Raw genomic sequence first — 20066 nt, forward strand, 5'->3', positions numbered from 1 at the left:
CCTCTCACTCGTGATCTCATGCCCCCCGCTGAAACGGGTCCTGATTGCCTAGAGTGAAAAGGCGGACCGACTCCTGACGTCGGATCTGCAAAAAAAGCTATTTTATAGCGAGCGGACGAAAACCAGCATTCCGGAAAGCCGCGATACCGAAACGGGAAGGCTCTCTTCGAAAATGGTGAGGGCCTGATCTGTGTCCTTGAGATCGAAGATGCCGGAGACGTGCTGCCTCGCCGCCGCCTCATCGAGGATGACGATGCGGCCCCGGCGATATTGCGAGAGAATATCGAGGACCTCGCGTAGCGGCTGGCCGGAGAAGACGAGCTTGCCTTCGCGCCAGGCCATGCTTTTGGCGACATCCTTGCGGGCGCGCATCAGCCGGCCGTCGCCGCCAAGGGTCACGGCCTCTCCGGGCGTGAGTACGGCGATCTCGGCGCCTGTGGTCACCTCCACCCGGCCTTCCTCCACCTGCACCTCCTGCGGCAGCGCGCCATTGCCGGTGCGCACCGAATAATGGGTACCGAGCGCTTTTGCCGTCAGCGCTCCATCCTCGACGATGAAGGGCCGCTCCGGGTTTTTGGCGACATCGAAATAGGCTTCGCCGCGAAGAAGGGTGATGCGCCGTTCCTTTTGGGAATAATGAACCGAAATCGCGGTATCGGTGTTCAGGCTGATGCGGCTGCCGTCTTCGAGCGAAAGCAGGCGTGTTTCGCCGATTTCGGTGTAAAAATCCGCCTGCCAGCGGTCCTTCAATCCGCTTTTCTCCGCAACCAGCGCTGCAAGCCCGATGAGGCAGAGACCGGCAACACCCGCCAGCATTGCCCGGCGAGGTCCGCGCCGCTTTCGCTGTTCAACCGGCGCAAGCTCTATATCGCCAAGCTCGCCCCAGAGGCTCTGCATGTCCTCATAGGCGCTGGCATGGGCGGCATCGGCCCGCAGCCAGACATGAAACGCCTCGCGCTCCGCCTCCGTCGCATCTGCCGATTGCATGCGCGCCACCCAAAGCGCGGCCTCTTCGGCCAGACCGTCATCGGTCAAGCCTTTATCCTTCAGACCGTCCGGGCGCTTGTTCATGTCCTGATCTGCCGTTCGTTGCGTGCTGAGATGTGTCCCCTTTCCCTTATAGAGTGAAAAAGGATGCGAACACCTGATGACGGTCTACATTTTTATTTGCGCGCGGACCTGACGGCAGTGCAGCAGCGCCTTGATGATGTGTTTTTCCACCATATTGCGGGAAATGCCGAGACGGGCGGCGATTTCGCCGTTGGAGTGGCCATGCAGGCGGCTGAGCACGAAGACCTGCTGGCAACGCTTGGGCAGGGCCTCGATGGCCCGTGCCATTAAAATAAGGTGCTGCCGCCCGGCGACGATCCGCTCCTGCCCCGGCTCTTCGCAGGCAACGGCAAAACCCGCTTCGTAGGGTGCGAATAATGGCCGTTCTCGCGACTGGCGAATGGCTGTCAGGCGGGCGACGGACCGGGCGATCTGGAAGAGATAGGCCTGTGGATTGTCGATCAGCGTGGCATGAGAAACCTCCAGCGCCCGCAGCACGGTTTCCTGCATGGCGTCGGCAGCGTCTTCCCGGTTCTGCAGGCGCCGGCGGAAAAACCGCATCAGGCGGCTTTCCTCGTCGGCATCGAGAACCTGTAACAGAGCTTTGCTCATCAATCGACCCGGTGGCGTACTGGCTTGACGCATGAAGCAACAGGATATGCTGCGTCATGTCATAAACATGATCGTTGCAATCATATTTATCGCCCTCGGATGCAAGCTGCCAACCAGTAAAAAACCGGGGGCGAAATCAGGCTCACGTTTCCGTTATGATTGTTGCGGGATTACATCAGGCCGCTTGGGCTGAGTTACAGGAAATAGCGCACCCTGAGCGGCAGCAGCGCCGCACCGAGAGCCGAGGGATCGCCCTTAGCCTCGCCGAGAACCAGCTTCGCCTCCTTCGGGCCGACACCGTAACGATGTTCGCGCCGGGAGGGCATGTGCGCGCGTTCGATCATCATCTGCCCCAGCGCGCGTGGCAATTGTCCGCCAAAGACGATGGCCTGCGGATCAAGGACCGCGATCAGGCTTGCGATCAGCCGGTCCACCTGCGGCATCGTCTCGGTGAGCCACTCCTCGACGCCCGGCCATGCGGGGTCGAACTGCTGATAAAGCGGTTCGATCGAGTGAATGTCGACACCGTTTTTCTGCAGGGTGGCGATCAGATATTGCAGGGCCGGCCGTTTGGGCGCTTCATCCGGGCTGTATATGCCGCTGAATTCGCCGGCATTGCCATGGAAGCCGTGGAACGGTTGCCCGCCGAGGATCAAGCCGCCCCCGAAGCCGTAATTGAAGGACAGATAGGCGAAGGTCTGACACCAGGAGCCGACACCCCGAAGGCTTTCGCCGATCGCGCCCGTGGTGGCGTTGTTCTCCAGCCAGACAGGCAGTTGGAACTGTTTCTCAAGGATAGGCTTCAGGTCCATCAGCGACCAGTCGCGAAGAGGTTCAGGCGCGTTGAAGGCGCGGTCCTCCGACACGAAAAAGCCGGACATGGAAAAACCGAGACCAAGCAGTCGCTCGCGCGGAACGCCATGTTCCGCCAGCAGCCGTTCGAGCGCCAACGACAAGGCCGCGAGCGTCTCTTCCCGGTCCTCCGGAAGCATCTTCAGCTTTTCCTCGACGATCACATCGCAACGGAAATCGGCGATGCAGATCACCAGGGAGTCGGTGTTGATGGAAATGCCAAGAGAGTAAGCCGCTTCCGGCACGAGTTCGATGGTCGGGCTCGGCTGGCCGCGTGTGCCCTTGATCGGTGCGCCGGTACGCAGAAGCCCACGCTCCAGCAGGCCCTCGATCAGGCGGTGCACGGATTGCTGGGTCAGGTTCGTGTGGCCGGTGATCAACGCGCGGGCAATGGGCCCCTGGCGGCGCACGATATGCAGAATGAGACGCTCGTTTTCGCTGGCAAGCGGCTGGCGGTCGAAACTCTGGGGCTGGGTCTGATCCATGGTCATCGCTCTGGATAATGGCTGTGCGGGGGCGGCTGCAATGCGGACCACCGTGGCTGACATAACTTTTCATGGATCCTGTTATAAATATTACACTATGAGTGTATTACATCCAGACGGTCAACAGCCAGTTCGCAGGAGCCGCCTCGGCCGTAGGCGTGGAAAAGTATGACCCCGGCCAGCGCCGGTAAACACAACGTCTGAAAGTGAAATAATGCATCAAACCCTAGCCGCCTCCCGAAATTCCCCCAGCCCCTGCAATGTCCTCGCGCTCTGCTCGCGCGACAACCCGGCCATCCTAACCATTGCTCATCGCGGCTTCTGGAGAGTCACCGCCGAAAATTCGCTGGCTTCCGTCCGAGCCGCGGTTTCGGCAGGGATAGAGATGATCGAGATCGATACGCAGGCGACGGCCGATGGCCGGCTGGTCGTCATTCATGACGGCACACTCGACCGCACGACGACTGGGAAGGGCACCGTGAGCGCGCTGCCGTTCGAGGTCGTCCGCGCCGCGAAGCTGAAGGACGGCGCGGGCGGCGATGCAGCCGGCGTGACGGACGAATGCGTTCCGACGCTGGAAGAACTGCTGGAAGAGGCGCGTGGCAGGATCACCGTCAATATCGATACAAAATTCGCCCGCGATCTGCCGCAGGTGATGGAAACCGTGCTGCGGCTCGGTATTCAAGATCAGGTGCTGGTGAAGACCGATATCGACCCGGAAGCTGCCCGCTTCGAGGTGCTGGATGCGCACTGGTTCGGCAAGATCCCACATATGCCGATGTTCCCGGTGCGCAAGGGCAAGTTTGCGGAGGATTTGCGCCGTATCGAGGCGTTGTGTGCGCCCATGATCGAGGTGAAATTCACCGATATAGCCGATCTCGCTGAAGGTCGTGCCGAGATGGAGCGCCAGAACATCCGTCTCTGGATCAACACGCTCGACGTCGCCCATTGCCTTGATTTCAACGACACGCGCGCGCTGGCGGACCCTGAAGCCGTGTGGGGCGCTCTCGCCAGGGCCGGCGTCGGAGCGATCCAGACGGATGAGGTCAAAGCTTTTACCGGCTGGCTAAAGACGGCCCCTGGCGCAACCGGCAGCGCATGGCCAACATGAGCATGCGTCTCGAGCGCCGTCGCCATCATTCTGGTAAAGACGATGACAGATGTTCTGAAACATCTGCCATCCCGATTTTATCCGTTGGAAGGCCGGAACCGAGCAATGTCCTGTAAAGCCGCAATCGGTCGTCAGTTCATTCGGGACAGCGCAACTGCATCACGACCAGCGGGAAAACGAAGCTGGCCGGATACGTCATGGATGGCGCCCCATATCGCTTCGGCAACATCGTCTTCGCTGGTCGTCATGGCCGGTTTGGCGAAGCCTTCAAGGATTGGTCCTGCAAAATCCATGTAGTCTTTCGGCAGCAGTTGCTCCAGCGGAAGGATGGCGTTTGTCGTGAAGCGGGTGGTCGGGGCATAGCCCGGTTCCACCAGCTTCACCCGGATGTTGAAATGACCCAGTTCATGCGCGAGCGAGCCGGAGAAGCCCTGGATTGCCTGCTTGCTGGCAGTGTAGGCGGCGGCGAGCGGGAAAGAGGCGAGCGTGGCGCTGGATGTTACGTTGATGATGGTGCCGGATCTGCGCTTTCGCATCTGCGGGATTATGGCCTGCGTCATCGCCATCACACCGAAACTGTTGGTCTCGAAGATCGTGCGGATTGCCGATATGGGTGTCGCTTCGAAAGCGCCGACCATACCGATGCCGGCATTGTTCACCAGCACATCGACCGGACCTGCCGCATCGATCAGCGCCGCGATGCTTTGTTCGTCCGTCACATCCAGCGGCAGGACGCGCAACCGGTCGGTGTTGCCAACGAGGCGATCGGGATCCGGACGCCGCATGGTCGCAATGACATTCCAGCCACGTGATAGGAAGAACTCGGCGGTTGCCTTGCCGTAGCCCGACGAAGTGCCGGTGACGAGGATCGTTTTGGTCATCATAGTCTCCTTTGTTCGATACGGCCGGAGATAGACGATGTGCTCTGGATGATATATGCTCGTAACACCATAATTTATTATTGATCGTCCAGATAATGGATCCTCTCAGCGATATTATCGATCTTTTGCGGCCGGGCGCCGCCGTTTCGAAGCCAATTTCCGGACGAGGCCGATGGGGCGCGCGTTATCGCGCCTATGACGCCCCGGGCTTTGCCGTCGTGCTGGTCGGTGCGGCATGGCTTATGATCGATGGCCGGGAACCTCTGCGGCTGGCGCGTGGCGATTTCCTGCTTTTGCCGTCCACGCCCGCCTTCTCGCTTTGCAGCGATACCGACGTCGACTGCATTCCGGTCGAGCCGCTAGATCAGGCGGTGCGGCATGGGGAACAGCATGGGGAACCCGATTTTGTTGCGCTGGGAGGAAGTTTCACGTTCGAGCGGATCAACTCGGCGCTGCTGCTTTCGTTGATGCCCGAGTTGATCCATGTACCTGCGGGAGAGGGTGGAGCATCCCGGCTGGCGCGTCTGATCGAGTTGCTGGCGGAGGAGTGCACGGGCGAGGATGTGGGCAAGGATTTGATCATACGGCGCATGCTGGAGGTTTTGCTGGTTGAAGTGCTACGTCGGCCGAACGCTGGTAACGAAGCCATTCCTGCAGGACTGGTGAAGGGGATGCGCTTGCCGGGGCTTGCCCGCGCATTGTCTTCCATGCACGCCGATATACGCGCGAGTTGGACCGTGGCCGAACTGGCTCGCATCGCCGGCATGTCGCGTTCGGCCTTCGCAGCACGATTTAATGAAATGCTCGGCTGCGCGCCGATTGAGTATCTGGCTCGCTGGCGGATGGCGCTGGCCAGGGACGCGCTGATACGCGGAGTAAAGTCCCTCGATGATATCGCGGAGGAGATTGGCTATGAATCCGCCAGTGCATTCAGCACCGCTTTCCGCAAAAGAACGGGTATGGCTCCGGGCAGCTTTGCGCGGGCGAATAACGACAGGCACTGACGGTGCGGATTTCTCCACTCAGGTTGCTTACGGTGGCGGCATGATCATGTTCGAAAGACCTAGACGGAATGACTTCGATCCGTGCCGGTATAGGCACGTTCGCTCCAGAGCAGGACTTTGCGTGAGGGATCCAGGATCGATTCGGTAATGGCGCCAACGAACAGTATGTGGTCGGCGGCATCAACGGAGCCGACGAGCTCGCAATCAAGGGAGAGTGACGCCCCGGCAAGCCGAGGGCTTCCTGACGGCCAGAAATCCCACTGGCCGGTCGAAAACCGATCCGGCAGGTTTCCCTTCCCCGCGAAAACGTCGGCGATCTCTTCCTGGCCCCTGGACAGCGCGGCGACGGAAAACCGCCGGCTTGCGGCTATGAGGTCGGCCATACGGCTGCTGGCGTCGATGGAGATCATCAGAAGCGGTGGCTCCGCGCTGAGCGGCATGTAGGAGGTGATCGTGCGTCCGATCCGCTCACCTCCATGGGCGGATGAGGCCACCGCGACGGTGAAGGCGAGGGCGCCCATCGCGTCCTTGGACTCACGTGGTGAGACTGCCGGCGTAGCGGAGGCTTTCAGCGGAAGATGCGCGTGATTGACCGCACCGCCATCGATGAGCCTGAGGTTATGAGACATGCGACGCCGGGCTAACCGCCCGCTCCCGGTTTTTTCGAAAAAATGGAAAACTTGGCCGCCGCGCCATTCATGATATCGGCATTGTCTGGCGGCGCTCTCTTTTGATGCACGCGCGGCCAGATGCCGGAATAGTGGCGGTTGAGGTCGAGCCAGACGTGCAGTCCCGGCTCCGTATCTGGCCTGATCGCTGCGGCGGGGCACTCTCTCTCGCAAATGCCACAGTCGATACATTGATCGGGATGGATGACGAGCATGTTCTCGCCTTCATAAAAACATTCGACCGGGCAGACGTCCACACAGTCCATATATTTGCAGGCGATGCAGTTTTCGGTGACGACATAGGGCATCTGGGTGCTCGAACGGAATGGCAGCCGGATGGCGGCTGTCCGGCTGCGCCTGAGCCGACGGGCCGCACGAGGTAGCGGCGCCGGCCAGATTGGTTCAATCAGATCATAGACGACCGGCGACCGCCTGCCAGTTCACCAGATTATCGAGGAAGTTCTCGATATAGGCCGGGCGCTTGTTGCGGAAATCGATGTAATAGCTGTGTTCCCACACATCGCAGCCAAGAAGCGCCTTCTGTCCGGAGCACAGTGGATTGACCCCGTTTTCAGTGCGGGTAATTTTCAGAGAACCATCGGTATCAACCACCAGCCACGCCCAGCCGGAGCCGAACTGGGAAGCGCCGGCAAGGGCGAAATTCTGCTTGAACAATGCTACCGAGCCGAAGGACTGTGTCAGCGCCTCTTCCAGCACCTTGGGCATCGCATGATGCTCAGGCCCCATGATTTCCCAGAAGAGAGTGTGGTTCCAGTGCTGGGAGGCGTTGTTGAATATGCCGGATTGTGCCACCGCACCCTTCCCATAGGTGCCTCGGACGATCTCTTCGAGGTTCCTGTTTTCCCACTCGGTCCCTGATATCGCCTTATTGAGATTGTCGACATAGGCTTTGTGATGAAGATCATGATGGAACTTCAGCGTCTCCTCGGACATCCCCGAGGGGGCGAGCGCATCATGGGCATAGGGCAGGTCGGGAAGCTGGAAAGCCATGGGGTATTCCTTTGTCAACTGTTCGCTCAAGAGCATGAAAGAGCCTTGCGAAAACAAGGTGACCGTACTTCTAGGACCTCAATCGCGGTTGAGGTCAAGCGGTTTTTTGACGCCATGCCAACGGCGTGCCGCCGTGCTGGTCACCCAGGCCAGCCAACGGGACGGCGCTTCAGTTTGCTTGCCTTTGCGCCTAGAATTTCTTGCTGACGCCGAGTTTCGCCCCTGCTGATGTTTCCCCATCGCCCTCTATGTTGAAAAGGAGTGCTGCATCAAGCGACCAGTTTTCTGCCGTCTCCATGGAAACACCCGTCGCGAGGGAGCCAAATGCGCCAGATCCGTCAAGACTTGAGACACCGACAGTACCCCCGAATCTTGGTATGACGATCGAGCCGTTCTCAAGCGCAATCTGACGGGCCACCTCCGCGCCGAGGCTGACGCGGAGCTGTTCTTCGCGGAAACCTTCCAAGTCTATCCTGTCGCCGGCATCACTCCCGACGGCGTAATCGTCAACTGTCTCGGAAAAATAGACGCCACGAAGTTTCGGCGTGAAAGTCGTAACGTCATCAATATCCCATCGACCGGAAATCGACGTGTCGAACAGCCAGCGTGTGGTATCGAACGACCCGTCCCAGAAGGGCGTATCGATGTCATTGGCGGACCCTCCATAAAGAAGGCTGCTGTTCCAGAAAATTCCCTTCGCGATTTCGAGCGATGCGTTCGGGCCTAGGAGCCAGCCGTTTCCGGTGAGTTCATTGTCACCGTCGGTGGGGTCTGTCATTCGATCGAAGTGAAACGAGAAGCCCAGCAGAGCTTTGTCGGAAAGCAGATAGTCCACGCCAGCCGAGACCATGGTGAAACTGCCCCATTTGCTGCCCGATTCATCACGATTATGAACGAGAAACGTACCGTCCAGCCAGATGTTGAAGGCTGGCAGTTCGGTCTCCGTCACTCCATCGGACCTTTCGCGGGCAGCTTCAATCTGGGCGAGGCTGGTGGAAAAGCCGAGGACCATCCCTTCACCGGACGGTGTTGCGCGAGAGGTCACGGCCTCCGTTGCACTGGCCATCTGCAGGCGTTCCAGAAGGCCTGGAACCTTGATGGTTGAAGCAAGAAGATTCTGTCTTGTGCTGACGAAACCGTGCACGAGGCGGTCTATCTCTCGTTCGACCGCATCCTCGTTATATGTCTTGATATCGTACGTGATTGTCGCCTCGTTTGACACTCCTGTTGCGGTTTTCAAACGGAAGCCGACCTTGGCAAAGCCCTTAAATGCGGGGTTTGGTACGAACTTCAAATAAAGACCGGTAGGTTGTGTTCCGCCCGCCTGCGCGAACTCGCCATTCACGATAGACGCCTGCCCAGCACCTTGTGGGCTTACAAATGTCAAGTCGGCACCAACAAAGGGTCCGCCTTTCGCGTCCTTAGTGAGATTCACATTGTTTGGAGCGCCGCTTTCCACTTTAATCAGTTGATTTTCAACTGTTATCGCACGCGGCTTCACCTTTAGCGTATAGCCAGCCGAAAGCGTGCGTCCGCGCGCATCCCGTACCTGGATGGTGAAGGTGTAATCGCCTTCGGTCTCGGTTTCGAGCGGCCCCGTCAGTTCGCCGGTCGACACGTTGAGAACCATGCCGCGCGGCAATGTACCGCCCGAAACACTATAGATTAGCGGGGAGCTTCCGCCGAAGGCCGTTATCGACTGGCTGTAGGCTTCTCCCGCCATCGCATCTTCCAGCGCGCCGCCGGCGGGCGAGAGGGAAAGCGCGCCTGGCGGCGGTGTGACCGTCACTGTAATCGTTGCAGTGGAACTACCAGCGGCGTTGCTCGCCGTGTAGGTGATGCTGTCGGAACCGGAGTAGCCGCTTGTGGGGCTGTAGGTGAGAGTGGTTCCGGCCACCGTTGCCGTGCCATGTGACGGGCCAGCGACGAGGACAAGCGTGTCGGCCCGGCCTCCGGAAAGGTTTAGCGGGACAGAGTTGCCGGTACTGTCTGCAGCCACGGTTACTGCGCTGTCGGTTGCGACCGGGGCCTGCGCCAGCACGGCGATGTTGTAAATCGCCGACGCTACTACGTCATCTGCGTCTCGCACCGTGACACTGAAGCTTGCGACGCCCTCCGCCGTCGGCACGCCAGCGATTTCGCCCGTTGTTGCATTCAAGCTCAAGCCGCTCGGAAGCGTGCCGCCGACTGCGTACTGATAGGGTGCGCGTCCACCTGAAACCGAGATGATGGCACTGTAAGGTACTGCAGTAAAAGCATCGGTCAGTCGTCCGGGAGCGGGCGAAAAAACCAGCGTGGTTGCAGTCACATTGATATTGACCGTCGCTGGTGCCGATTGACCGCTGACGTTGGTCGCAGTGTAGGTAAAGCGGTCGTGGCCGGTATAGCCCGGCGCCGGCGTGTAGCTGATCGTGGTTCCAGTTGCGGTCGCCGTTCCATGCGCCGGTGCAGTCGCAACACTAACCGTGGTCGCTGCGCCGCCCGTTATGTCAAGGGGAAGAACGTTGTTGGACGAATCCGGCAGGATCGTGACCGAAACATCGTTTGCAATGGGCGCCGCTGGGTTGACCGTGAAACTACGCGTGACCTGCGTTGCGGCGAGGTAGTCGTCGTTACCTGGCTGATCCGCGTTGATCGTGCAGGTTCCGGTCGATACAAATGCCAAGATGCCGGTCGTTGTAACCGTGCAGACAGCTGTGGTGCTGGATGTGAAGACAGGCGTCAGGCCGGAATCGCTTGTCGCTGTCAGAGTGGGCGTTGTACCGAATGTCTGCGTGCCGGGATTGGTGAACGTTATCGTCTGGGCTGCACGCGGCGTAACGTTGTTTGATGGCGCCGAGGGAGAGCCGGGCCCCACACTGTTTTCGGCTGTCACCGTAAACGTGTAGCTTTGGCCGTTTGTGAGGCCGTTAACAATGATTGGACTGCTTTGTCCCGTTACGGGCATGACGTCCGCAGGGCTTGCGGTCACTATGTACGACGAAATAGAGGTGCCGCCGCTTTTCTGCGGAGGCTGAAACGATACCGATGCCTGCGTATCGCCAGCGGTCGCAGAGATGCCTGTCGGGGCATCGGGAACGGTGGGGGCGACGTTGATGGAATAGGCCCGGCTACCTGTTTCGCCATTTGCATCCGTTGCGGTAATGGTGAAGGCCGTATTCTCTGCTGCTAACGGCGTACCGGAGAGCACGCCAGCGGACGACAGTGTCAAGCCATACGGGAGAGTCCCCGCGGTTACCGACAGGACTAGGGGGGTAGCGCCACCCGAGGCCGTCAGTGCCTGGCTGTAGGCGGTATCGTAGGTTGCCGCGGGGAGACTGGTCGGATTGATTTCGATGACGGGAGCGGCGATTGCCAGCGTATAGGATTGCGAGCCTGTCCCGCCCGTGGAATCCGTTGCGGTCACTGTAAATGGGAAATTGCCGCTTCGGGTAGGGGTGCCGCTGAGTTCACCGTTGGTTGTCAGTGAGAGACCGGGCGGAAGCGAACCAGCCGATACCGCAAAAGTGTGCGGCGCGGTGCCACCACCCGCGGAGAGGGTAATCGGCCCATAGGACTGCTGATAAACAGGGTTTAAAATGGTGACCGGTGTAATTCTTACCGGGTCATAGGTCACGCTGTTGTCTGAACTTGTGGAGGCTTCGTTTGGAAGACCCGCCGGCGTCATCACGCTTCCGGCCGGAATTGCTGCAGTGACGGTTCCGGCGCGGCTCATTCCAGTTACCGCAACCCGGTAACTTGGGCCTGAGCCTGTGATTGCGACATTGGTCGCTCCTGCGGTGCCGGAAAGCTGAATGTCGGCTGCGGAAAAACCGACGATCGGCTTATCAAAAACAACATCAAACAGGATTGGAGACCGGGAGGTCGGATCTGCCTGAGTGGCGGCCTGATTGATCGTCACCGTTGGATTAGTGTCCACCGTATGGCTTGGGCCGGAGGCTGTACCCGTGCTGCAACCGCCGCCGCCTGAATAGGATGCGTTTACCTGATAGGTGCCAGACGCAAGGGTTGTGGTGCGAAATGTGGCGGACGACGCCGGGCTGACCGGCCCTGTCGGCGACAGGCCGAGATTTGCAGATTGCGAACCAATGGAAATGTTGACGCTGCCTGAAGGTGATTGACCGGCGTTGCAACCCATCGAGGAGACCGTCGCGGTCACGGCGACTTCTTGTCCGGGTATTGAAGGATTTGGCGACGATGTCACCGAAATGACGACGGGTCCACCTTGGGCCGCGTGGACCACCACCGTGTTGCTCGTCATGGTCACGCTGCCGTTGCCGCCAATTCGCGTACCGGTGAAAGTCGCAAAATCCGAGAATTGTCCCGACATGACATCGAAGGAATCGACAGAGTAGGTTGCGGTGCATGTCAATTTGTTCGGGTACTCGAGACCACCGCCAAGGGCTGGACAGGTCACACTTGCGCCCTTGATAGAGGTTGAGGTGGGATTAATACCCGTAATAGTGTAAGAGCCGGGGTCGATTACATAATCAAAACGGACCACGTCCCCTTCGGCATTGAACGTCGCTGGAGAAGCCGAAACCGATACAGACTGGGCCAGGGTTACCGTCGCCGAAACAGTGAGAAGCGCCAGAGCAAGCGAAGCCGCCGTCAGGATCCCGTGAAAACTAGACGCCGCACCACGGGCAACGCCACTCCACCAACTACGCCCGCTGCCCATATGCCCCCCAGCATTAGAATGTGCGAATATGCGAGACTTTGCTAGAGATGATTGGAGGTGGGAGTCAACCTCTGCTTGAATAAATCACAGGTGCTTCTTGTTATTTGCGGATAGCGTGTCGTTTTTGCCCCATCTGAAGGCGAAAAGTCGCTGCAACGATGAGGATTTCTGTTCACCGCCCAGCCCGTTCCACCATGTCCACCCAGTCCTGAAGCGCTCCTCGAATTGCCGAATCCGCATCTTCACCGCGGGTGAACGCCCACCACGTGTGCGCGCCCTGCCAGACGGCCGCCATCTGCCAGCCGAGGCTCGCCGCGGCTTTTTCATCTTTCGAGACCCGACGCCCCAGCGATTGTGCGAGAATCTTGCCCCAGAGGGCACCTTTCGCCCTGAGTTTCGGATTGCGGATATCTTCTCTAAGCAGCAGTAGCCCGTCACAGGCGTTCTGTTCCGCAGCGTCACCCGGCATAAGCCGCATCAGCAGGGATATCGCGCCCTGCGGCGTCAACGGCTCCTCGTCGTCCGCTGTCCGCGTCTGCGCCAGCAGGTTGTCCCATGCGCGCATCAGCACAGACTCCACTAGGTCTTCGCGGTTGCCGTAGCGCTGTACCAGCGTAGCGGCAGAGAGGCCACTGGCTTTGGCGGCGGCAGCAAAGGTCAGGCCGTCAGGCCCTGTCTGCAACATCAGCGGCAGCAGGGCGTCAAGCACCTCTTCATCGGAAACAAGCTTGTGTCTTGGCATGAGGATATTTATAAACGTATATTCATTTATAAATCAAGGAGGATGAAATGGCGGTCATTCGCGGATATATTGCTACCAGTCTGGACGGCTTGATCGTAGCGGGAGACGGGTCTCTTGACTGGCTCTACAAGTATGACGACATGAACCTCGGCGAGCATGATTATCGCCTGTTCCTGAAGGGGATAAGGACCGTGGTCATGGGGCGGGCGACCTATGATTTCATCGCCGGGGAGCAAGGTCCGTGGACCTATGACGGCCACCGTGTCATCGTCGTCACGTCGCGGCCGATCGAGCAGCCGAAAGGCGCGCTGGAAGTGCGCGCCGACCTGAATTCGCTGATCGAGGAATTGCGTGCGCTCGATGACGGCGATGTCTGGATGCTGGGCGGGGGCCGGCTGCAGATGGCCTTCATGGAGCGCGGCGCGCTGGATGAGATCGAAATATATGTGATCCCGGAAATACTCGGCTCCGGCCAGCCTCTCTTTCCTCTGACCGGGTACCGGGCAAGCCCGACGCTGATAAATGCAACAGCAATCGACAAGGGCTGTGTGAGATTGCATTACCGCTTTTCATGACGCTCCGGCGAACATGGAACCGCAGCGGCCAGGATGAGACTCAAAGCCCCAGAAATTTGAAAGGTTGAGTCTCCTTCAGGCTGTCATTCGCCATGCCGGAATAGATATGGATCTGATTGGGGCCGAGGTCGAGTTTCTTCACGGTACCCGTCTCCTTGGAAAGATCGAGCTTCGTCAGGTCAATCCAGAAAATATTCGGTGTCAGCGCGGATTCGAAGAAATACAGCTTGCGCTTGTGATCGATCACCGTGCGCCAGCGGGTGGAGGATATGTTGGGCTGGTCCGGGGTCGTAATGCCGTAAGGAACGGAGACGTTGCGGATTACACTGAACACGCTTGCGATGGCTTCGACCGGGTTTTCGCTTTTGGGTATTGCGTTTGCGTAAAAGGATGCGCGGGCGAAACGGTCGGACGCGCGGTTCGTGCCCGGCAGCATGACGGTGCCGCCAATCTGCTTCCAGTATTCGTTCAATGCCAGCTGATGGTCGAAAGTCGGCGAATTGGTCATCACCTGATACTGGCGGCCGTGATGGATGACCTGCTTGCCATCGATATATTCAACGATCGCGCTGTCGCCGCTCCCATCGGAGAGCGATAGATGCAGTGTCGCCAGACGCTCTTCGCCGGGGACATTATCAGTCACGATTGTGAACGGGTTTTTCTCGAGCGCACGCACCGCTTCCTCCACGGTCGCAAAATTGTCGAGCACATATTGCGCCCATGCTGCGATGGACAAGCCCGGAGATTTCCCGTCATAGACGGGATAACTCGACTCAACGAGCCAGAGAACGTTGGCCGCCAGGCCCGCCTCGTTCACGCCGTCCGTTGTGGAAATGTCATAACCCGATGCGATCACGCTGCCATATTTCGAGGTCCATTTTATGGAGTTCGGACCGGCCTCACCGGAACGGTCCATGCCGCGGGGGAAAACCCAGATATTCGTCCCCACATCCGTTTTCCAGTCCATCGAACGGGCCGTCATCACCTGATCATTTTCGCCCAAATAAACGAAACGCGTGCAGGCTTCAGCAACTGACGTGGTGAGCGTGGTGATGGAAAACATGGCGGCGGTGAAGGCAGAGAAAAGCGGCAGGGTCTTCGGGCGCATTCAAACGTCTCCGGTGCTTTCGGTACAAGATACAGCGTATGATAGAAGATCGGACTTGTTGGCGGGAGTCAAATAGGTTTAGCTACGGGCAATTAGTTGGGGAGAAGGCATTGCTAAAATTACCGGTTTTTGCGGTCTTTATGGCCTTTTCCGCAACTGCGGCCTCAGGCGCGGATGAGGTTCGTGCCGCGCCCGCAACGGTTGATGGAGCCGATTGGGCGTTTCAGGCCACGGGTTATCTATGGGCCACTGGTTTGAACGGCAATATCTCGCCGTTCCGGCGGGCGCCGACGCTTCATGTCGAAAAATCCTTCTCCGACGTGATGGACGATCTCAACTTCGGCGGGTTTCTTAACGTCTGGGGCCGTTATGACCGCTTCGTCCTTTCCGGCGACATCATGTATGTCGATACTACGGACAGCAAGGCGGCCGGGCCGCTGCCAGCACTGCAGATTCCCGGTTTACCAACCTTGCCGGCCGGCGCTGCAATCGATGCAGATGTCGACACGCAGGAATTCATGGCGACGCTGCAGGCCGGGTACCGCATCGTTGACGCAGATGGATTTTCGCTGGACGCGCTGGCCGGGGCTCGCTTCTGGCATATTTCCAATGAGGTGGCGGTGACCGCCAGTCATCCCTTGATCGGCAGCGTGTCCGCCACCCACAAGGAAAGTTTTGGCTGGATTGATCCCGTCATCGGCGCGCGTGCTTTTTTTGGCTTGACGGATAAGCTGTCCGTTCAGGCGCAGGTGGATATCGGCGGCTTTGGCGCGGGATCGGATCTCACCTGGTCAGCGCTCGCGACGGTGAACTACATCTTTACCGACTCATTGTCCGTCTCGGCAGGCTACAAGGTGCTTGATGTCGATTATTCAGACGACGGTTATGTTTTTGATTCCCGATTGAGCGGGCCTGTACTCGGTGTCACCTACAGGTTCTGATCACCTTTTCGGATTCCATCGATCATCTGCGCGGCGGGGCACAGGTTTCTCGCACCGCGCTAATCCGGATTTTCGCGAGACAGCTGTGGGGCAGCCGTGAGTTTGAGGAGGAGTACGACGCCGCCTGGTTTGGCCTTGACACGAACTCCTTGGAGGATAGACGGGCTGTGCTGTTCTTTATGGGAGTTTAGACATGAAAACGCTGGCAGCCGTTTCGGCTTTTGTGGGCAAGACTTTTGCCATCTGGGTCATCCTGTTTGCCGTCCTCGGCTTTTTCTTTCCGGATACGTTCAAGCAGATCGCGCCGTGGATCGTCACGCTACTGTCAATCATCATGTTCGGCATGGGTCTCACACTTTCGGTCGATGACTTCAGGGAGGTCGTGAAAAGGCCGTTCGATGTGACGATCGGCGTGCTCGGTCAGTTTCTCATCATGCCGCTTCTGGCGGTGCTGCTCACCCGCATCATTCCCATGCCGCCGGAAGTCGCGGCGGGCGTCATTCTGGTCGGTTGCTGCCCGGGCGGCACGTCTTCCAATGTTATGACTTATCTCTCCAAGGGCGATGTCGCACTGTCCGTTGCCTGCACTTCGGTCACCACGCTCGCGGCGCCGCTGGTGACGCCATTCCTCGTCTGGCTGTTCGCAAGCCAGTTCCTGCCCGTCGACGGTTGGGCGATGTTCCTCAGCATTGTCAAAGTCGTTCTGGTTCCGCTGGCTCTGGGTGCCGTCCTGCAAAAGCTGCTGCCCGGCCTCGTCAAGACCGCCGTACCGGCGTTGCCGCTCGTCAGCGTCATTGGCATCGTCCTCATCGTTTCGGCGGTGGTGGGAGGATCAAAGGCGTCCATCGCCCAGTCTGGATTGATGATTTTTGCCGTCGTGGTTCTGCACAATGGCCTTGGCTATCTGCTCGGTTACCTCGCGGCAAAGGCAACAGGCCTGTCGCTTGCCAAGCGCAAGGCCATTGCGATTGAGGTCGGAATGCAGAATTCCGGGCTTGGTGCGGCACTTGCCACGGCCTATTTCTCGCCTCTCGCTGCCGTTCCGAGTGCCATTTTCAGCGTCTGGCACAATATATCCGGCGCAATCCTGGCGAACTGGTTTTCGGGCCGGGTGGACGCAGGCTCCGCCAACAAAGCCGCCTAAAAGCTCCGCATTTGTCAGCCGCCCGTCGTTCAGGCGGCCTGACCCTGCCTTAGAACGGCATAGTCTGACGTGCTACGGCCGGTGGATTAAGTCGGGCAAAGCCTTCCTGGCGCTGATACGGGAAATGCGGGTAGGGCGCTGTCGTCTCGCTGGCTTTATCCAGTGTCGCTAGCTGTGCGGATGTCAGTTCCCATCCCACGGCATCGAGATTGTGGCGAAGCTGTTCCTCGTTGCGCGCGCCGATGATGACCGTGGAAACAGTCGGGCGTCTGAGCAACCAGTTCAGGGCGACCTGCGGTACGGTCCGGCCTGTCTCCGTCGCAACGGCGTCGAGCGCATCGATCACGCGGTAGAGATGTTCGTCATCCACCGGCGGGCCGAAACCGGCGGTTTCATGCAGGCGGCTACCCTCAGGCAGCGGCGTGCCGCGGCGGATTTTTCCGGTCAGCCGTCCCCAGCCAAGCGGGCTCCAGACCATGGCGCCAAGACCCTGATCCGCGCCGAGCGGCATCAGATCCCACTCGTAATCCCGGCCGATCAGGGAGTAGTAGACCTGGTTGACCACATAACGCGGCCAGCCATATCGATCCGCGGCCGCCAGCGATTTCATGATCTGCCAGCCTGAAAAATTCGAGACGCCGGTATATCGCACCTTGCCCGAGCGGACGAGTGTATCGAGCGTCGACAGCACTTCCTCAACCGGTGTAAAGGCATCGAAGGCATGGAGTTGCAGGATGTCGATATAGTCGGTCTTAAGGCGGCGCAGGGCGTCATCCACCGCGCGCAGCAGCCGGAAGCGGGACGATCCGGCGTCGTTTGGTCCGTCACCCATCGGCAGGCTGGTTTTGGTTGAGATGAGAACGCTGTCGCGCCTCCCCTTGATGGCTTCGCCGAGCACTTCCTCCGATGCGCCATTGGAATAGACATCGGCGGTATCGAACAGGTTCACGCCTGCTTCCAGACAGATATCGATCAGGCGTCGGGCTTCTGCCGCATCTGAATTGCCCCAGTTGCTGAAGAGCGGGCCGGAGCCGCCGAAGGTTCCGGTGCCGAAACTCAAGACCGGCACGTTCAGACCGGATTTGCCAAGCTGGCGATATTCCATGGGTCGTTCCTTTGTTGTTCCAAAATGGTCGTAGGCGGCACGTCGCGGCGTGGCCTACTGCTCGTCCATTCGTGATCTGACGGGTGAAGACTGCGCTGTGTTGCAATCGCTATCTTAAGATAGACGCCTGCTCTTCAATGAAATAGAATGCCGAAACTATTATCACTTGTGAGATGAAGTCATCATGGCGCGACTGGAGATCAACCGGGCAGGGGAGATGGAGATCTTCGTACGGGTCGTTGAGCTTGGTGGTTTTTCCCGCGCGGCGGCTGCGGCTAGCATGACGCCTTCCGCCGTGAGCAAGCTGATCGCGCGGTTGGAAAGCCGCCTTGGCGCACGCCTGCTCAACCGTTCCACCCGTCAGCTTCAGATCACCCCCGAGGGCTGCGCCTTCTATGAGCGGGCCACCCGTATCCTTGCCGATCTTGAAGAGGCCGAACGCGCTGCCGGGGAAGGTGAACGGCCTCTCGGCCGCGTGCGGATAAACACCAGCGCATCCTATGCAGCGCATATTCTTGCACCCATCCTGCCACGGTTTCTGGCGCTCCATCCAGGCATCACGCTTGATATCGTCCAGACGGATCTGGTGGTTGACCTGCTTGCGGAACGCACGGATGTGGCCGTGCGCGCGGGACCACTGAAAAGCTCAACGCTTGTCGCCCGCAAGCTCGGTGAGACGAGAATGATCATCGCGGCCTCCCGCGATTATCTGGAGCGTCATGGTATTCCACAGACAATAGCCGATCTCGAAGATCACAACCGCCTTGGATTCGGCTACGCCCGATCAATCGACGGCTGGCCGTTGCGGGACGGCGGAAAGACCGTCGTTATTCCGGCCACGGGACGCGTGCAGGTGAGCGATGGCGAAGGCCTTCGCCGTCTTGCGCTTGCCGGTGTGGGTCTGGTTCGCCTTGCGGCTTTTACCGTGCGGGACGATATCGCCGCCGGCCGTCTGATCCCGGTCCTCGATCATCTCGATACGGGTGAGACGGAGATGTTTCATGCCGTTTATGTCGGCCAAAGGGGACCGCTTCCGGCACGTATTCGGGCCCTGCTCGATTTTCTCGGCGAGTATGGGCGGGTGAAGTGACGTTCCACGTGCCATAAAAGGCGTGAGTTGGATTAAGGCCTCAGGCTGCCGGAAAACGGTAGCAGCCTGAGGAGCGAAGGCTATCGTTTCGGACCTGAGAGTGTGAAAGCACCAGCCGATTCCAGCCTTACGCGCGTGTCGCCAGCAAGTCCGGTTGGTATCGCACCGCAAAGGCTACCCGTCGTCACGACATTGCCAGCCTTCAGCATGTCGCCGGTGTTGAATGCCGAATTGGCGAAGGCGACAAGCGGCGCAAGCGGATCACCATTCGGATGCTTGACCTTGGCATCGAACAGCGACACCGTTCCCTCTGTAACGGTGAGCTGCAGCAGGTTCTCGCCGTTCCCGGTAAAGACCTCCACGATGCCTTCGTCCAGTTCCGGGCCGATGACGAAGCCGTGGTTGGCGAGCCGATCCGCCAGAAAGAGCGGAAACGGCACCTGGTTTTTATCCACCAGCCTGTAGCGGAGAAGTTCAGCGCCAAGATGAACCTTGTCGATAAATCCCATCAGATCGGCCCTTGTCATCCGCCCAGCGGTTGAAGCAGGGATGTCGGCGGAAAGCGTGAAGCAAATCTCGACTTCGACACCTTCGGTGCCATCTTCAGGAAAAGAAGCGAGATTGGCGTCGTCAACCCTAAAACAATTGAAAATCGGCGCCCCAACAGCCTCACCATCCGGCCGGATCGCCAGTTTCCAGCCGGCGACCGGCTTTGCCCAGTGTTCAGCAAAAGCCCGCTGAACCGCCATGGCCTCTGAAAGGGTGCCGGGAACGAGACTCTCCGCTTCAAGCTCTGCCAGAGGAATCCTCGCGCCTTCATGAACTGCTTCTGCGAAGTGCCGTGCTAGTTCTTCGATTAACGTCATTGTCTGATATGTCCCTTCGGTCTGCGTCGCTAATGGTGGCACGATCTGTAGCTGTTCGCCAGCAGTTCGCGCAGATGACCGCGCTTGGACTGAGGGATAGTGATCTGCTGCAAAACGACGGTTTTTAGCCTTTGTTTTCA

The 20066-nt window shown here is 59.0% G+C and carries 18 protein-coding genes; 6 read left to right on the forward strand and 12 right to left on the reverse strand.

Annotation, left to right across the window (positions count from 1 at the left end):
* Positions 1-102 precede the first annotated feature (102 nt).
* The 3 genes from HQN82_RS21815 to HQN82_RS21825 form a co-directional block, all read right to left on the reverse strand.
* Positions 103-1071 (reverse strand): FecR family protein, encoded by a 969-nt coding sequence (locus HQN82_RS21815; RefSeq protein ID WP_173615919.1) that lies wholly within the window; start codon positions 1069-1071, stop codon positions 103-105.
* Positions 1072-1155: 84 nt separating this feature from the next.
* Positions 1156-1662, reverse strand: coding sequence for a sigma-70 family RNA polymerase sigma factor (locus HQN82_RS21820; RefSeq protein ID WP_006697272.1), 507 nt, complete (start codon positions 1660-1662; stop codon positions 1156-1158).
* A 194-nt stretch (positions 1663-1856) separates the two neighbouring features.
* On the reverse strand, positions 1857-3005 hold the full coding sequence (locus tag HQN82_RS21825) for an ROK family transcriptional regulator (protein WP_173616043.1): 1149 nt from the start codon (positions 3003-3005) through the stop codon (positions 1857-1859).
* 208 nt (positions 3006-3213) lie between these two features.
* Between HQN82_RS21825 and HQN82_RS21830 the strand changes: the two genes are divergently transcribed.
* Entirely contained in the window at positions 3214-4110 is an 897-nt protein-coding gene (locus HQN82_RS21830; RefSeq protein WP_173615920.1) for a glycerophosphodiester phosphodiesterase family protein, read from the forward strand.
* Positions 4111-4241: 131 nt separating this feature from the next.
* Here the strand turns inward: HQN82_RS21830 and HQN82_RS21835 are convergent, their stop codons facing one another.
* The gene (locus HQN82_RS21835) at positions 4242-4991 is read right to left on the reverse strand and encodes an SDR family oxidoreductase (protein WP_173615921.1); all 750 of its coding nucleotides are present in this window, start codon (positions 4989-4991) and stop codon (positions 4242-4244) included.
* Positions 4992-5086: 95 nt separating this feature from the next.
* Between HQN82_RS21835 and HQN82_RS21840 the strand changes: the two genes are divergently transcribed.
* The gene (locus HQN82_RS21840) at positions 5087-5995 is read left to right on the forward strand and encodes an AraC family transcriptional regulator (protein ID WP_173615922.1); all 909 of its coding nucleotides are present in this window, start codon (positions 5087-5089) and stop codon (positions 5993-5995) included.
* 59 nt (positions 5996-6054) lie between these two features.
* Here HQN82_RS21840 and HQN82_RS21845 read toward each other — a convergent pair whose 3' ends face one another.
* The 5 genes from HQN82_RS21845 to HQN82_RS21865 form a co-directional block, all read right to left on the reverse strand.
* On the reverse strand, positions 6055-6624 hold the full coding sequence (locus HQN82_RS21845) for a flavin reductase family protein (protein WP_173615923.1): 570 nt from the start codon (positions 6622-6624) through the stop codon (positions 6055-6057).
* Positions 6625-6635: 11 nt separating this feature from the next.
* The gene (gene fdxA, locus HQN82_RS21850) at positions 6636-6971 is read right to left on the reverse strand and encodes a ferredoxin FdxA (protein ID WP_173615924.1); all 336 of its coding nucleotides are present in this window, start codon (positions 6969-6971) and stop codon (positions 6636-6638) included.
* 103 nt (positions 6972-7074) lie between these two features.
* A complete protein-coding gene (locus tag HQN82_RS21855; RefSeq protein WP_173615925.1) occupies positions 7075-7674 on the reverse strand; it encodes a superoxide dismutase in 600 nt (199 codons plus the stop codon).
* Between the two features lie 190 nt (positions 7675-7864).
* Positions 7865-12355: a putative Ig domain-containing protein gene (locus HQN82_RS21860; protein ID WP_173615926.1), complete on the reverse strand. Its 4491-nt coding sequence runs from the start codon at positions 12353-12355 to the stop codon at positions 7865-7867.
* A gap of 172 nt (positions 12356-12527) precedes the next feature.
* Entirely contained in the window at positions 12528-13097 is a 570-nt protein-coding gene (locus HQN82_RS21865) for a TetR/AcrR family transcriptional regulator (protein WP_173615927.1), read from the reverse strand.
* 47 nt (positions 13098-13144) lie between these two features.
* Here HQN82_RS21865 and HQN82_RS21870 point away from each other — a divergent pair, with 47 nt between their 5' ends.
* Positions 13145-13672, forward strand: coding sequence for a dihydrofolate reductase family protein (locus tag HQN82_RS21870; protein ID WP_173615928.1), 528 nt, complete (start codon positions 13145-13147; stop codon positions 13670-13672).
* Between the two features lie 40 nt (positions 13673-13712).
* Here the strand turns inward: HQN82_RS21870 and HQN82_RS21875 are convergent, their stop codons facing one another.
* Positions 13713-14780 (reverse strand): linear amide C-N hydrolase, encoded by a 1068-nt coding sequence (locus tag HQN82_RS21875; protein WP_173615929.1) that lies wholly within the window; start codon positions 14778-14780, stop codon positions 13713-13715.
* 140 nt (positions 14781-14920) lie between these two features.
* Here HQN82_RS21875 and HQN82_RS21880 point away from each other — a divergent pair, with 140 nt between their 5' ends.
* Together HQN82_RS21880 and HQN82_RS21885 are read left to right on the forward strand one after the other, a co-directional pair.
* Positions 14921-15721, forward strand: coding sequence for a hypothetical protein (locus tag HQN82_RS21880; RefSeq protein WP_173616044.1), 801 nt, complete (start codon positions 14921-14923; stop codon positions 15719-15721).
* 193 nt (positions 15722-15914) lie between these two features.
* On the forward strand, positions 15915-16865 hold the full coding sequence (locus tag HQN82_RS21885; RefSeq protein ID WP_173615930.1) for a bile acid:sodium symporter family protein: 951 nt from the start codon (positions 15915-15917) through the stop codon (positions 16863-16865).
* 49 nt (positions 16866-16914) lie between these two features.
* Here the strand turns inward: HQN82_RS21885 and HQN82_RS21890 are convergent, their stop codons facing one another.
* A complete protein-coding gene (locus tag HQN82_RS21890) occupies positions 16915-17970 on the reverse strand; it encodes an aldo/keto reductase (RefSeq protein WP_173615931.1) in 1056 nt (351 codons plus the stop codon).
* A 184-nt stretch (positions 17971-18154) separates the two neighbouring features.
* On the opposite strand from HQN82_RS21890, the gene HQN82_RS21895 reads away from it, so the two are divergent.
* Positions 18155-19060, forward strand: a complete 906-nt coding sequence (locus HQN82_RS21895; RefSeq protein ID WP_173615932.1) for a LysR family transcriptional regulator — start codon at positions 18155-18157, stop codon at positions 19058-19060.
* A gap of 80 nt (positions 19061-19140) precedes the next feature.
* On the opposite strand, the gene HQN82_RS21900 is transcribed toward HQN82_RS21895, so the two are convergent.
* On the reverse strand, positions 19141-19926 hold the full coding sequence (locus tag HQN82_RS21900) for a 2-keto-4-pentenoate hydratase (protein WP_173616045.1): 786 nt from the start codon (positions 19924-19926) through the stop codon (positions 19141-19143).
* Positions 19927-20066: the final 140 nt, after the last annotated feature.

Origin of the sequence: Agrobacterium pusense, from assembly GCF_013285525.1 — a bacterium.
Classification (GTDB): domain Bacteria; phylum Pseudomonadota; class Alphaproteobacteria; order Rhizobiales; family Rhizobiaceae; genus Agrobacterium; species Agrobacterium pusense.